15 protein-coding genes and 1 pseudogene are annotated in these 14,737 nt (G+C 39.5%); 9 read left to right on the top strand and 7 right to left on the bottom strand.

The genetic code is table 11. The features are described 5' to 3' along the window. Window positions 1-100 precede the first annotated feature (100 nt). Window positions 101-619: pseudogene (locus V7K89_RS05335) on the bottom strand (Uma2 family endonuclease); the annotation flags it as partial. Between the two features lie 493 nt (window positions 620-1,112). Between V7K89_RS05335 and V7K89_RS05330 the strand changes: the two are divergent. Next, complete coding sequence (locus V7K89_RS05330) at window positions 1,113-1,562, top strand: orange carotenoid protein N-terminal domain-containing protein (protein WP_335185027.1); 450 nt, start codon at window positions 1,113-1,115, stop codon at window positions 1,560-1,562. Window positions 1,563-1,746: 184 nt separating this feature from the next. Here V7K89_RS05330 and V7K89_RS05325 read toward each other — a convergent pair whose 3' ends face one another. After that, a complete protein-coding gene (locus tag V7K89_RS05325; protein ID WP_335185025.1) occupies window positions 1,747-3,969 on the bottom strand; it encodes an FdhF/YdeP family oxidoreductase in 2,223 nt (740 codons plus the stop codon). Window positions 3,970-4,890: 921 nt separating this feature from the next. Here V7K89_RS05325 and V7K89_RS05320 point away from each other — a divergent pair. Beyond that, complete coding sequence (locus tag V7K89_RS05320) at window positions 4,891-5,046, top strand: hypothetical protein (protein WP_335185023.1); 156 nt, start codon at window positions 4,891-4,893, stop codon at window positions 5,044-5,046. A 727-nt stretch (window positions 5,047-5,773) separates the two neighbouring features. Here V7K89_RS05320 and V7K89_RS05315 read toward each other — a convergent pair. Continuing rightward, the gene (locus V7K89_RS05315; RefSeq protein WP_335185021.1) at window positions 5,774-6,442 is read right to left on the bottom strand and encodes a Mo-dependent nitrogenase C-terminal domain-containing protein; all 669 of its coding nucleotides are present in this window, start codon (window positions 6,440-6,442) and stop codon (window positions 5,774-5,776) included. A 385-nt stretch (window positions 6,443-6,827) separates the two neighbouring features. On the opposite strand from V7K89_RS05315, the gene V7K89_RS05310 reads away from it, so the two are divergent. From V7K89_RS05310 to V7K89_RS05285, 6 genes are all read left to right on the top strand, one after another. After that, complete coding sequence (locus V7K89_RS05310) at window positions 6,828-7,946, top strand: glutamate--cysteine ligase (protein WP_335185019.1); 1,119 nt, start codon at window positions 6,828-6,830, stop codon at window positions 7,944-7,946. Window positions 7,947-8,483: 537 nt separating this feature from the next. Further along, the gene (locus V7K89_RS05305) at window positions 8,484-8,840 is read left to right on the top strand and encodes a hypothetical protein (protein WP_335185017.1); all 357 of its coding nucleotides are present in this window, start codon (window positions 8,484-8,486) and stop codon (window positions 8,838-8,840) included. Between the two features lie 276 nt (window positions 8,841-9,116). Next, window positions 9,117-9,656, top strand: a complete 540-nt coding sequence (locus V7K89_RS05300) for a Dps family protein (protein ID WP_335185015.1) — start codon at window positions 9,117-9,119, stop codon at window positions 9,654-9,656. A gap of 468 nt (window positions 9,657-10,124) precedes the next feature. Beyond that, on the top strand, window positions 10,125-10,892 hold the full coding sequence (locus V7K89_RS05295; protein ID WP_335185013.1) for a ChaB family protein: 768 nt from the start codon (window positions 10,125-10,127) through the stop codon (window positions 10,890-10,892). Between the two features lie 504 nt (window positions 10,893-11,396). Further along, complete coding sequence (locus tag V7K89_RS05290) at window positions 11,397-11,630, top strand: hypothetical protein (protein ID WP_335185011.1); 234 nt, start codon at window positions 11,397-11,399, stop codon at window positions 11,628-11,630. Beyond that, window positions 11,623-11,904, top strand: a complete 282-nt coding sequence (locus tag V7K89_RS05285; protein WP_335185009.1) for a hypothetical protein — start codon at window positions 11,623-11,625, stop codon at window positions 11,902-11,904. Before V7K89_RS05290 ends, V7K89_RS05285 begins: the two co-directional genes overlap by 8 nt. Before the next feature lie 179 nt (window positions 11,905-12,083). Here the strand turns inward: V7K89_RS05285 and V7K89_RS05280 are convergent, their stop codons facing one another. Both V7K89_RS05280 and V7K89_RS05275 read right to left on the bottom strand, forming a co-directional pair. Further along, complete coding sequence (locus V7K89_RS05280; RefSeq protein ID WP_335185006.1) at window positions 12,084-12,257, bottom strand: hypothetical protein; 174 nt, start codon at window positions 12,255-12,257, stop codon at window positions 12,084-12,086. A 242-nt stretch (window positions 12,258-12,499) separates the two neighbouring features. Then, a complete protein-coding gene (locus V7K89_RS05275; protein ID WP_335185004.1) occupies window positions 12,500-13,120 on the bottom strand; it encodes a 2OG-Fe(II) oxygenase in 621 nt (206 codons plus the stop codon). Between V7K89_RS05275 and V7K89_RS05270 the strand changes: the two genes are divergently transcribed. Continuing rightward, on the top strand, window positions 13,112-13,426 hold the full coding sequence (locus tag V7K89_RS05270; protein WP_335185002.1) for a hypothetical protein: 315 nt from the start codon (window positions 13,112-13,114) through the stop codon (window positions 13,424-13,426). The two genes, V7K89_RS05275 and V7K89_RS05270, sit on opposite strands and share 9 nt — an antisense overlap. Window positions 13,427-13,524: 98 nt before the next feature. On the opposite strand, the gene V7K89_RS05265 is transcribed toward V7K89_RS05270, so the two are convergent. Further along, entirely contained in the window at window positions 13,525-13,812 is a 288-nt protein-coding gene (locus V7K89_RS05265) for a hypothetical protein (protein ID WP_335185000.1), read from the bottom strand. After that, the gene (locus V7K89_RS05260) at window positions 13,809-14,672 is read right to left on the bottom strand and encodes a fructosamine kinase family protein (protein WP_335185031.1); all 864 of its coding nucleotides are present in this window, start codon (window positions 14,670-14,672) and stop codon (window positions 13,809-13,811) included. The genes V7K89_RS05265 and V7K89_RS05260 overlap by 4 nt, the downstream gene beginning before the upstream one ends. Window positions 14,673-14,737 lie beyond the last annotated feature (65 nt).

Genomic DNA, 14,737 nt, shown 5'->3' with positions numbered 1-14,737 from the left:
AAAAGCAATCACGAATGCACTCGATGCAATTGTATCAAATGATATTCGGAATTACTTTACTCACTGCTGCTACTGTATTCCATTGAGTTGAAATCCGCTATAGCTGCTGACTCCACAACAATCCTTGTGGGTTGGGTTCTATAGGTTGATACGTACCACCCACCAAAATAAACCTAGCAAATTCTAGATTCTTGGGGTCAAACCAAAAATATTCAGGAGTGCGAAAGATATCTTGATAAATTTGTTTTTTTAAGCCCTTGTCGGTCGCTGCGGTTGACTTTGAAAGCAGTTCTATAATCAAATTCGGATATTTGCCGTCTTCTTCCCAAACAACCCAACTATCACGGGGTTTGCGTTCAGTATTTAAAACGACAAAGAAATCTGACCCTCGAAAGTCTTCGGATTTACGCTGGCGTGGACTGTAATGAATGCTAAGATTCCCCGCAGCAAAGTAGTCATTAAAGCGATTGTGGTCTCGCCACCACCAATCAAGACATTTTATTAATAGCAGCATTTGCTGCAAATGTAAATATGTTTCCAATGGTGGTTCGTTACTTTCTAAATCCCCAGGTGGAAATATAACATCTTCTGGGGTTTCAAAATCTTTGGCGACAGACATGGCTGCAAGTTTTGAGTGATGTTAACTTGAACGTCGCAGTCGGAAAGCGTTAAGTAGGTGGACGTAAATATTTGTCGTTGGGATAAGGCAGGAGGCAGGAGGCAGAAGGCAGGAGGAAATAGGATTTTAGCCTCGTTCTTTTTTGTTAATATAGTTTGGTTTTATTCTGCCGACCTACTTAATATTAGGTTTGCTTTTCTAAGCGTACTATTGCATTATAATCAGGAACCCCTTCAAGCGATCGCTTACTGTCACAGACGCTACTTTCAGTTTTAACATTTGTCTTTGCTTTTCATACATCGTACGAGGCATTTTTGTAACTAGCAATTTCAGTTATCTATATCTGTCTTATGTAATAAATCCTATACCTATCCTAAGTAGGGTTATCTATCTATTTTTGTTCGTTAAGTTATATGAAGTACTAAAGAATTGCGATTTTCTCAGTAAGTAACTGAGGAAATCCAGAATAACCTTAACTTAGTTGGAGTTTTTTATGACTTACACCGCTGATGAAGCAACAAAACCGGCTTTAGAAAGTTTTAAAAAGTTTGATGTAGACACTCAGCTAGCCCTACTTTGGTTCGGTTATTTGGATCTTAAAGAGCAGCTACAGCCTGCACCTCCTGAAAGGATAGAAGTTCCCGCTAAAGCAGTGTTTGACAGATTTGTGGACTTGTCTAAAGAAGAGCAACTGCAAGCACAACGCGACATTATTAATGGTGCAGCTAACGAGATTAGCCAAGCCTATAATGCTCTAAGTGCCAATTCCAGATTAGACGTTTGGCTGCTGCTAGCACAAGGAATGGACAATGGAACCATCATTCAAGTTCCGTCCGACTATCAACTACCGGGTGAAACGGATGAATTTGTCGCATCGATCAAAAAGCTAGAGTTTGAGCAGCGGATTAATTTCCTGCTGACTGTGGTGCAAGCCTTCGGTTAGTTAAGTCCAAGAGCTCTCAAACTTTCTAGAATTGGGGATAACTCAAAGTAGCAAATTAAGCTAGACTTGGCTGTTTTTGCTCTACTTTAATAGTTGTTAACTTAGAACTACCGCAGAGATGCTCATCTTTGCGGTAGTCTTAATGGAAGTTAATTTTGTTAAAACTGGGAAAATGAGACTTGATTTAGATTTTTTCCAACCGCACGATCGCATTATAATCAGGTACACCTTCAAGCGATCGCTTACTTTTATCGAGTAGCACATTCCCTTCCGGCCAATGTACTTGCAAGTTTCCTGACTGAATTGGCGCAATGTAGACTTGACAGCATAACTCGCCTAAATCATTCTTAAGAATGACGCGATCGCGATCTTTTAAACCCAACTGTGCCGCATCAGTCGCATTCATCAGCACCGCCTCTCGCATTGCCCCAGTAATTGCATCCTTGCGTTCCTGCACCATACTATTAAATTGTTTGCCTCGGCGCGTTGCTAATAAGAAATAGCCTTCTGGTAATTCTCTTTGGCGTGGCAATAATACGCCAAAATGTGCTTTCCCATCCGCCGTCGGGAAATTCCAACCAAAGCACAAATGTGAGCCACCATATTGAAACTGATCGCCAGCTTGTTGTAAGTGTTGAATACCAGCATATTGCGGGACGACTTGAGCAATTTCTTGACGGATAGTAGCAGTGTCAGCAAAAGTCAGCTTATCTGCCAAATCTGGTTTTACCCGCCTTGCCAATTCTAAAAATACTTCCCACTCAGGCCGCGCTTCTCCAATCCGTGGTCCCGGAATTTCTGGACTGAAAATTACCCGGCGTTCGGTGTTAGTTTCTGTAACTCCTCCTGGTATTTCGTAGCGAGTCGTCGCAGGTAGAAGCACCACAGTCTCAGCAGGTTCTACCAACATTTGGCTGGAGAGAACAATATCTATATGTACCCGCAGTGGTATTTGCTTCAGCGCCACTTCTACATAATCTGGTTCTGGCAGTACTTCTAAAAAATTCCCACCCACAGAAAACAACACATCTAAATCCCCCTGATGTGCAGCGTGAATCATTTCTGGAGCAATTAAACCTTTACTTGTCGGCACTTCAAAGCCCCAATGTTGACTCAATTGGGCAGCATTTTCTGAGGTGATGGATTTGCCACCAGGAAATACTGTCGCGTAACATCCCATTTCTGCACCACCCTGCACCCCAGAGTGACCGCGAATTGGCATTAAACCGCAGCCTTCCCGACCGACAAAACCTTTGGTGAGAGCTAGATTAATGATACTTCGCACATTATCTTCGCCGCATTCATGCTGAGTAATGCCCATACTCCAAACAAATACGGCTTTATCCGCTTCTTTGACCATTTTGGCAAAGGCGTACATCTCCTCACAGGATGTTCCAGAAAGCCGCTCTAATTCTTCCCAAGATTGGTTTTCTAAAGATGCTTTGAGTTCAGTAAAGCCAACAGTGTATAAATCTATAAATGACTGGTCTACCCAATTGTTAGCAATTATATGTTTAATAGTGCCATTTAAAAATGCTATATCCCCGCCCATGTTGATTAAGAAGAAGTCTTCGACAAACTTTGTACCGAAAACGGCACTTTCTATAATTGAGGGCACCCAGTAGCGCTCCATTCCTGGCTCACGGTAAGTATTAATAACTACAATCTTAGTGCCAGCTTTCTTGGCATAATGGAGATACTTAACCGTAACAGGCTGATTGTTAGCAACATTCGAGCCAATGAAGACTAATAAATCAGTGCCAATCCAGTCTTTATAAGAACAGGTGGTAGCCCCAGCACCCAGAGAAGCTTTCAAGCCTGCTGTACTGGGAGAATGGCAAATGCGGGCAGCATTATCAATATTATTGCTTCCCATTGCTCGTACAGCTTTTTGAGTAGCATAATAAGTTTCGTTGACAGTACCGCGACTGGTAACATAGAAACTGAGACAGTCTGGTGTGGTAGCGCGGATGCGATCGCTAATTACTCCTAAAGCTTCATCCCAACTCACACGGCGAAAGCCTTTTTCTCCTCGTTGACGAATCATCGGATAAGGAAGCCGTCCCAAGTTGCGTAATTGGGCACTTTTTTGCTTTTGTAACTGTGAGACATCCGCTAATAGCACAGGGTCAAAAGCTGGCATCGTATTCATCCGCAACAGTCGCAACCGGACATTGCAGAGATGAATACCATCTAAAGTCCAATCCTTCATCCCAGTTGTTCCGAGAGCACAACCATCGCAGACACCTTTATTTAGGATATTCCACGTGTATGGTAGTTTGTCACGAGACAGCCAGATTGCCCGAAATACCTCCCAATAGTTGTTGGGGTACTGTTCGCCAATGCCAAAGGGCTTCCAACTTGCCCAATTTGAAGGTGTCCAATATTTCTTCGGTTTCGGCAACATGACACGTCATAGAGTGAGAAAAGTGACTCTTCTAGGCTACCCTTTTAAGTAGCATTTAAGTAGCAGCCAGTTAAAAATCCAGATAGAAGAGATGAAAACTGGGAAAATTAGTTTATTCGCTTCAATATACTGCTGGAAACTCTCCACCGTCCCCCTTGCTTTATCCCTAGCAATGGTATCAAAACCCTCCTGAACACCACATCCTGACTGACGGTATCAATAATTTGCTCATTCTTAGTTTTAATTTATTTAAGCAAATTCCAAGGGAAAACTTGCTACCACGTCAATTCCAGTGATAGAAAATCTACGGCGGTTATTCCTTATTTATGTGAACTTCTACAACTTATTTTAAGTATTTTACAATTTACGCTTAATGTGAATTATAAAAAAGGCGGGAGAAGTAAGAAGATGAAAGTTACCAGCTTCCGAATAATGTGAATTCCATTATTTTCCAATAAGTTAGGTGATCTAGTTATAGTGATTCTCGTTTAAATACAGCACTGTGAATCATGTATAGATGTTGCATTATAATCTCTACACAATCTATATTGTCTCAAAGTGAGAACCTCTATATTTGCTGATGAGTGAAATACAAAAATAAAAACAAGAAGATTATTAAGCAGTCAAGCACAATTCATGAATTGTGCTTACGTCATTTTCACTCCTATATCTCTTATGATTTTTTAATTTCAACAGAAAATATTTTCTAAATCTTTAAAGCTGACAATCGATGTTAGCAACTCTTGCCTTTAGCGCAGTATTTCAAATAAAAATCTCTGTCATTGTGGACAGGGATAGTAATTTGTAATTAGGACTTGTCTCTTCGCTAACAAAATCTTTGTGAGCGACAAGCATTTGAGCTTGCCTTAAAACGTTTCCAAATAAATAAAAAGGAATCTGCCAAGTGCAACGGTAACTTCTTTGACTATATCTTGTACACTAATTGCGATTAACTCATGCTCTGGTGGCTCTCCCTCAATAGTACCAGACCAAGTAAAAGCTAATAAGAAATCATCATCTCCAGGCAAGGATGCAATTAAACATTCTTCTGGTGTTGGTTTGCAAATAATTCCATAATCATTTGCAAATTCTATTAATCTTTGAAATTTATTTTTGTTTGTTATTTGTCCTTTGGGTTAATTGAATTTCAGTTTGAGAATAAATCATATTTTTAACTCCAGAACTCAATTTAGTTGCTTTATAGCAGAAATTACAAATTATTAATTATTCGTAGATAATTATGAGTTATTGAAGTTAGATCGGACTGTAAGTCCAAAATCTTACCGCGATCGCCTGGTTGTATCAGCAACAATTGTCACTGGTTGAAAAAAATTTAGACTACCTACTTTTTCAGTTTTCTCTATTTACATACACCTCCCTTTGTTATCATTTTAATATTGATGCCCTAATCTTACCCAGGCTGACGTAGTGCATTGAGAATTGCGTAGACGCCTAGTGGCTTGTCGTTAGACATCGCTTTTGGGGAACAGCTGTAAACCGAAGCAGAAAAAGATTTTCTTTACGAATCAGCTTTTAAAGCAGAAAGCAAATACAAAGGTAAGGAAAAGGGTACAAAATATAAAGATGGTTTAATCCATTTCATATTGATAATCCCTGAGTTCTAGATTAGTCAGGTGAATAAATCAAGTATTCCCAAAAACAGAGTCAGATTTTCCACTTAACTACAGAACTATTTATTGGGCATTGGGCATTGGGCATTGGGTATTGAGCATTAAGCAGAGGAGAAAGAGGTAATTTTTTATTCTCCCCCTTGTCCCCTGCTTCCCTGCTTCCCTCTCCTTACTCAAATATATGGTGAAACATCTTCACCGCATTTATCTGCTAAATAGGAGAGAGCACGGAAACGTAAACCTACCAGTTGCTCATATAACGGATTAATTTTACACATCGGTGGAATATGCACAATCTTGCGTCCAAATAGGGTGACATCTCGTTCAAAGGGACACTGGGCGGGAATCATTTTACACAAAAAGCGGGCTACTCTTGGGTCTTGGATATCTAGCCCATCAAGCCAGTGACGCAGAGGGTGTAGGGCATTAATTTGACGCTTTGTCAGCCCAGTGTTGGCGATAGTGGGGGTAATTTGCTGTGGGTGTTCCAGAGTGTGGCGAAGGGCTTCCAGCAAGTTCTCTGGTTGTTCCAAGGCTTGACAGAACTGTTGCAGAACCTCATCTTCGCTGGGAGAATAAGTACCATCTGCGATCGCTACCATCACCGCTGTCCTTAAGAAATTTTCTGCAGCTGGTGTACCTTTACCCAAGGCTGCGGCTAATTCCTCTGGGGTAATTATCTCTAGTGAGTCGCATTTAATCTTAGGAGCTAATTGATTTTTGGTGATGCTGGCAATTAATTCCTGTTCTTGATCGTCAAAATTACCATCAGCCCAAGCAATAGTAAGCAGTCCACGCAACCAAGCGGCAATCTGTTCGCTGCTGTAGGGGGATTTTGTCATAAACTCACGTCTCAAGCTTTCCTCAGTCACTACTACGCTACCCTAACCAGTGACTATGAAGATAGTGAAAGCAGCACAGAAAAATAAATCAGAGAAGTTTTCAAATCGCAATAGTCGCTCTTAAGGTAAAATCAATTTATACTGTTATTGAGAATTTTTATATTTAAATTTAATTCGATTGGAATGTCTCAAATATTCATAAGCTTTAAGACTGTAATTTGCGTTACAGAGTGATGGAGTTCTCTAAGTATGCGAACTTGCCAGCTAAATATCGCAAATATTTTTCTCTAATGAATCGTTTACGATGTTACTTTTTTGTTTGTGGGATTGTGATCGCTTGGCATTAGTTAAATTCCGTTAACTCTAAAAAATTAAGGTATATATAATGTTTTTCTTTGGCATTGAACATGAAGTCGCTTTCTTGAACAATGAGGGAAAGTTTGCCGATTTCTCCAACACAAAATTTGCCGATTTCAATCAAATTATTGAAAGGCTACCCACATACCCCAGTGACTATCCTCAACTACGCATCGGCGATGCGGGTATTAAGATGAAAAGATGGTACATTGAGGGATTTGAAAGATTTGCGGATTCTGATGAGGTTATAGACTGTCATATTAAAGGTATTGAAATTAGAACAACTATCCATTCTAATATTCAAGGCGCTATTACTGAATTATCAGAAAGTTTTGACTTGCTATGTAAGATTGCCGCTGACTTTGGCTTATCACCAGTTTTGATTAGTTTCAATCCCTACAATCCAGCTTTTGAGCCTCAACCCCCATTAAATAATTATGAAATCAAACAGCTAGAAGCTTATCCTGACGAACAAACTGCTAATATTCACATGGTATCTTATGGACCAGATTTAAATATTTCAGTGGCAGATTTGTCAACTGAAGATGTGATTGATATTGGCAAAAAGTTAACTTATTACAGTCCCTATATCGTTCCTTTTAGTTATAGCTCTCCTTTTTATGATGGAGGTCTATGGGATGGACTATCAGTACGAACATTTATCAGAACTGGAAAAAGACCAGCTACTCTGGTTTTTGTTCAAAAAAAAGAACAACTAATTAATAGCATACCTTCCTTAACAAAAATCGCCCGGATTCCAGCTGAAGTGGGACGCATCGAATTTAAGGCTTGTGATAGTTGTGATAATTTTTTAATCTATGCAGCTTTGCTGATATTATTGAAAGGCTTGGTGTTAGATAAAACCTTATTGGGTAGAGCAACTGTACCCGATGCAGTGTTACACCAACTTTCTGCAAAAGAAGCATTTGAAAACCAAGATATTTTTGAAAATGCGACAAAAGTCTTGCAAGCAGCCGAAGTTGCTTTAGGAAATGACCAAGATGTTCATTACTTAACGCCGTTAAAAGTTCTGCTGGCAAAGCGAAAAACAAGATCTCATGAATTAATAGAAATATTCCATCGCGTAAGTTCAATAGAAAAGGTAATAAGAAAGACTTATCAAGTTAATAGAAAAGATTCTCCTTAATCTCCTTTTATGAAAGGAGATTAAGGAGAATCTTTATATAAATTTATACTTTACAAATGTCCTCTCAGGTGCATATTCATTAAATTGCTTTGATTGGATAAAATCGAGCTAACTGAACATAAATAGTGGAGCCATTAACCTGCCAAAACTAGATTAAGTCGATATACCTAGAGACTGATTTTATTGCAACTAAAGATTCAGTAAACTTCATTCTAGAGATTGATGCAGAGGTTAGCTTTCCCAAAGTAAAAGTGTAAACAGATAATCTGAAACGAAAAATTTCAATTATGAAATCTAATGATTTTGTGAAATCTAACGATTTTTCTAAATAATTAAGGTGGTATTTGCTTATTATCCCTTATTAGTCCAATTCAGAAAAACAAAAGAGATTTCTTCGTTAGGTTCGTTTTTCAAGAACTTCTAAATTGAAGCGGAGCTTGCCAGTTTTATTATTGCTTAAAATTGCTAAGTAAAGATATATACTTCGCTCTTTCAGTAAAAGTTCTGCGTTGTAAAAGCTGTTATGGAGGGTTTCCAATGAAGATGATTACTTCTGTTTTATCTATTTTACGTCCAGTACGTTTTTTATTAGTGGCTTTTACTTGTGCCCTAGTATTATTCTCTAATGCTTTTCCTGCTTTTGCAATCGATAGCTACCAAAGTAATCCTACTGAAGGTACTACACAACTGCTTGACATTCAGCGCAAAACTGACGAAGCGGCTAAAGAACCACCAGAAGGATTGAAAAAGACTCAAAAGGAGGCTAACGAAGGACTTAATGAGGTTCAGGGAGCGGCTGATATTGACAAGCAAAAGCGTCCTGAAAATTCAGGGGATGCAAAATCTGTGGAAGAAAAAGCAAATAATTTCTTGGACAAGATTACAGGTAAGTAACAGAATTAATATTTTGGTAATTTATTAGTAATGGGTGATTGCGTAAAAGTAATCACCCATTACTACTTATTATATTAATATTTCTATTTATTTTTTTAGCTGATATATAGCTAATTGATAAATTATCTATTGACTGAAGAGTACTACCTATTAAGGCATAGGTATAATTATATAATGTAATAATTAATCTCAACTCATAATATTTCCTTTGGTTGATGTGGAATAGGTGGAAAATTTGGCAAGTTAATAAATAAGTTTGCTTAGGGATGGAAAACAATGCGTGCGATAAACATTGGTTTGACGGACGAACAGCGTCAAGGTGTAATTAATCTGTTAAATCAGGATTTGGCAGATGCCTATTTACTGCTGGTGAAAACCAAAAAGTACCACTGGGATGTCGTTGGTCCTCAGTTCCGCTCTTTGCACCAGCTTTGGGAAGAACACTACGAAAAACTGACTCTAAATATCGATGCTTTGGCAGAGCGGGTTCGTGCATTGGGCGGTTATCCAGTTGGCTCATTGGAGGGATTTCTCAAGATTGCTACCCTTAAGGAACATGCTGGTAATGTGCCTACCGCAACACAGATGGTAGCTAATTTAGTGGACGATCACGAGCAGGTTATTCGTAATTTGAGAGACCATCTGGATCAGTCTGGTGAAAAGTTCCACGATCAGGGAACTGCCGACTTTTTGACTGGACTACTTGAACAGCATGAAGAGATAGCTTGGATGCTGCGTTCATTTATTGAAGGCGAGGCAATAGATGCAGATGGTAGACAGCCAGCAGCAGGGGTTAAGACTCCCGTAGGTGTATAGCTCATACTCATACATCTGAGTTAAAGATGGCTAAGGGAGGATTGATTCTTCCCTCAATTGATGTGAAAGAATTAATCTGCCTGCATCCAATACAGTTCAGTTAAGCCTAAAACTCAACTTCTACGTAAGTTAGTTGAGAAATGAAACCCAACACTTCCGTTACTTTGTTGGGTTTCATCTCGTTCTACCCAACCTACAATTTACTTAACTAAACGCTATTGTACCTGCATCTACTCATTCACCCTGTTAGTTTTGAATTTTGGATTTTGGAATTGAAAATTGGTTCATGCGTCAACGCCACTTCACGTAAGTCTTCTCAAATCGAGAGATCCAACCACACGGCTGGCTTCTTTTTACTGGGGAAGCTGTCTACCGCAGTGGCTCTCTCGGATGAGTGCAGTCAATCTAAAATCCAAAATTGATTGGTCATCTTCATTGCAAAAAGAACATAATACAGGGAGTTTTTAAGTGCAAGAAGTATATAAAGCAGAACGTACTATTTCTGCTGTATTCAAAGAGCAGAAGCAAATTGATGATGTAATTCAACGTTTATTAGACAGGGGTGTGCCTAGAGATCATATTTCGGTCATGGGCAAGAATTTTCAGTCAGAAACCAGAATCGCTGGCTTTATTAGTAAAAAAGATGTGATTCTCGGAGGTTTGAGAACAGGAGCAGTTTTTGGTTCCTTGTTTGGTTCCTTTCTCAGCTTGCTTACGGGTGTAGGCGTATTGTTTATTCCCTTTGTCGGTCCAATCGTGGCAGCAGGACCTATTGGTGCAGTGCTGTTGGGAGCTGCTAGTGGAGCGATCGCAGGTAGTGCAGGTGCCGGTCTAGTATCGGTTCTAACTACTTTGGGAATGCCAGAAGATAGAGCGGCTATCTACCAAACTCGCTTACAAGCTGGCGAATTTTTCGTGATGGCAGAAGTTCCAAGCGATCGCACTGGCGAATTTCAATTGCTGCTCGAAAGTGCTGGTGGTGAAGAAATTCACACGATTGAGAAAACTCTGGCTCGTTCTTGTTCTGGACAGTGCAACAGTCCAGCAGACTTGTCTCCTGAAGTTCGCGCTCATCTTTCTGATGAAGCCCAGAGTACATTCATTGAGCACTATAATGCTGTACTCAATGAAAGAAGCGATGAGTTCACAGCCGAACAAGCTGCTTGGGAGACTATTCACCAGCAATATGATGAAGATGAAAATGGTGTCTGGTCTAAAGCTAAGGTCAAAGCGTAAAGAAGGTAGAGGGCAAGAGGGATGCAATCTGGTAATAGCTTCTCTACAAGACGCACAAAAGACAGATCCCCACCACCCATATTGCAGTTCAACTGTGGCAGACATATTAGTGTTCTTGACTTAAACCCTTGCTGAGGATAGTATTCTTGTTGCAAGAACTGCCTTTTACCTCTGTTATTAAACTACTCTGCAAGATTAGATATCAGAGATTTATAACAAATAAAATATCCAATATTGTGGGGCAGATTTTTCGGTCTACCTCACAAAAAGTAAGTATATTGGCAATAATATTAGAAAAAATGTACATATTTATACGTATCTAGACAGGCGCTCGCATTTAGATAGAAATTACCCAGCTCTGGGCTAGTTTGTATAACTTTGGGTGCATTACCGCAAATGCGCTGATACTTTAATTTCCCCTCTTCATAAATTCCGCAAAAACACCGTTACACTATTTGTGCTTGTGATCAAAACTTAGAGCATCCAGTTTATTAGGGCGTATTTATGACCAACCCTGTAAAGACGGTTATCCAAGTCAATCTGGAGATGGCTCTAGAAGTAGCTCAAGAATTGGAGCAAGCTCCATACACTCAACTCGGTGCTTATTGTTTAGAAATTTTACGAGAAATCGGCTGTCGTGGCACTGAACTCCCTGTTAACTTACAAACTCGCGATCAGCAGCTAAACTTCATTACAGGCTTTGCATCTTATGCTTTTGGAGAGGTACAAAGTGTATAAAGTATTAATTGATGATATATTTTCTGATTCAGAAGGGGCAGAAGAAACTACTTTTCCTGCCACAGATGAAGATTTATTAATCTTAACAGAAAAATTTTTAGGGTTTGAAATTCCCTCAAAGGTTTTCTTGCAAGCTATAGCTATTGCTGATTACGACGGTGCAGCTGCTTTTCGCTACGTTGATAATTATTTGATTAATCTCAAAAATAAGAAGAAGCGTAAGCAGAAGAAATTACTTGTGTTAGGTTGTTCGACTAAATTTGACAATAATTGACGTGCTTATTCACCAGCTAACTAAAAACCAATACGATTTAGATAAGATAATTTGCACAACTGATATAGAAGAGACGTTGCATTGCAATGTCTCTACACATATTTGTCCCACAGAGACAAGAAAGAACAATTAAAAATTATCTAGAGTTAGTGGAATTCCAAAAAATAAATTATCCAATTTCACCGAATTACAACAACTTTTTCTCTCCCCTGCTCCTCTGCCTTGAAAGCAATGGGATATTTTTTTAGTTGAAAGTCCTTAGTAGTCCGCCAAGTCAACAATGCTTGGTTTTTAGTGAGCGCTTCAGCGCTCAAATCAAGGACTAAAGTCCTTACTACGAACTTATTACTCATGTCCCCTATAATCCAATACGGTTCAATTAAGAGAAACAGGGCTTGGTGGGGGACAAGAGAGAACAAGGGAGAGGGGGAAGACAAGGGAGAAAAATTGCCCCCTTGTCCCCCTTGTCCTCCTTGTCAAGCGTGAAGAGAAGAGTGCTTAACCGAACCGTATTGCCCTATAACCTACGTGTCATTCCTATAGTTGTTTTGCGACCAATTCCTGCATACAAAGCAAAATTAGCTAAAGCATAAAACTATGAGGCATACTTTCTCTTTTTGGTTGTAGACTGAGTGCTTCTAGACTCTACAGTGAACTCAGGGATTTCCTGGAGTTCAGCTTCACTCAAACTATACTGTTCACAAACTAAACTTAGGCGATTTCCTGGGGTTTTGACAGCATTAACCGAATGGGTTAAATCACCTTGAAAATAGACTAAAGTATTGAATTGGGGCTTGATTTGCCCAAGTTGGCGTTTGTGCGATCGCAATATCAGTTCTCCCCCTTCCATATCTGCTGGTACGCGCACATAGAGAACACTGACAATCGCTGGCGGTTCAATGGTTTTGGAGTAGGAACGTAAAGAGCGATCAATATGGGGATCGACGCGGGAGCCTTCTTTAAGTTGTAAAGGATTGAGGTAAAAAGCATTACAATTCGGCTGGAGAGCTAAATCTAGGTAAGGCTTGAAGTAGGGAAACTGCTGTTCTACTTTCGGTAATCCAGAACGCTGAAATACTACAGAAAATCCTTTAGTGGCGACAAAATCACGGTTGAGGTTGTTGATTGCAAAGTAAGGACAAGCTTGGATTTCTCCCCACAATTTGTTTAGGTAATCGCTGGGGAAGGCGTTGGTTTGTTGTTGATAGTGTTTCACTGGGATAGAGGAGCGATCGCTGAAAAAGAGAACTTACCAATTAAAGCACGAGCTGGGAAGGAGTTTTTAAAGATGTTAAGGCAAAAAGGGGAAAACGCTGATCCAGACAGAGAATTTGAAATTGATTTCGTTGGCTATTCAGGAGATGAAGGTGAGATTATGTACGGACTAAAAGAGCCGAATAATTCCGAAAGTAAAGAAAAATATGTTTCTTCTATTACTCAACTAAGAATTGACTCTAATCATCCCATAGCTACTGAAGTGGAGGCTTACCAACGCCAGCGAATTTGTAAGTTAATGTTGTAAAATTCCAGAGGTTTTAAAGCAGAGCTAATGACATTAGAGCCAGCAAAAAATAAAAACTGTAGTAAATATTTTAAGAAGTAATTAACTCCGAAAACCAATTATTTATTTTGATAAAATGCTAAAATACTCTGTGCAGGCCACAAGCTAATATTATTTAATTTTTCATATAGTTGAGGAAATTTTTTGAACCAATTGTATTCTAGAATTTCTGTGATCGCTCTCGCCAAAGCTTCCTCCCAAGATGTTATTGACATTAATTTTTCTAATAAATCTATGATTTCATCTTTATAGTCTTGCCCCAATTTATAATGCTTTTCTACGTGCTTGTGTTTTGTTGTGGAAGAGTGATTCGGACTATTGGCACTTTGTAAAAAAGTGAAGTTCAACGCAAAATCTGGTCAATCATCTGATTTGCTTGAGAACCATAACCGCCACCAAATAAATTGAAATGATTCAATATGTGATAAAGGTTATAAAGTGTTTTTCTCTGCTCATAACCTGGCTCTAAAGGGAAGACTTCGTTGTAACCTTTATAAAACGCTGCTGGGAACCCACCAAACAATTCTGTCATGGCGATATCAACTTCGCGATCGCCAAAATAAGTTGCTGGATCAAATATCACTGGTTCCCCTGATGCAGTACACCCAGCATTTCCGCCCCATAAATCGCCATGTACTAAAGAAGGTTGCACCTGACGATCCGCCAATAGTTCAGGGATAGCTGTTAATAACTTGTCTTGTTGGGGAAAATTACCTCCTCGTCGCCTTGCCAACTGAAATTGATAACCCAAACGATGTTTAAGATAAAATTCTGTCCACTCTGCTATCCAAGTATTGATTTGAGGCGTGGAACCAATGGTATTGTTAATTTTCCAACCAAAACCTTGACTGTTCCTAGCTTTGTGCATTGCCGCTAACTTGCGTCCCATTTCTTGCCATGAATTGCTGTTACCGCTACCAAGTTCCAACCATTCTAGGACGATGTAGCTAGAATTATCAGCAGTACTCCAGCAAATTGGTTTGGGAACGCGAATACTAGCTGTTGCGATCATTTCCTCTAAACCCAACGCCTCAGCTTCAAACATCGCAACTTGGGATGCTTGGTTTAACTTGACGAAATAGGTAATCTCACCATTAGAGATAGTATAACCTTGGTTGATGCACCCGCCACCAACTGATCGCCGTTGCTGACTCTGAAATTTTTCGCCAGTTACCTGGCTAATATGGGTGTCGATTTGAGTCCACATCATGCAATTTTGGATTTTAGATTTTGGATTTTGGATTATTAACTGGGCATTGGGTACTAGTTATT

Origin of the sequence: Nostoc sp., assembly GCF_036917515.1 — a bacterium.
In the GTDB taxonomy this organism is placed as follows: Bacteria; Cyanobacteriota; Cyanobacteriia; order Cyanobacteriales; family Nostocaceae; genus Nostoc.
The sequence above is the reverse complement of the archived record's forward strand: the minus strand, read 5'-3'. Positions and strand labels throughout refer to the sequence as shown.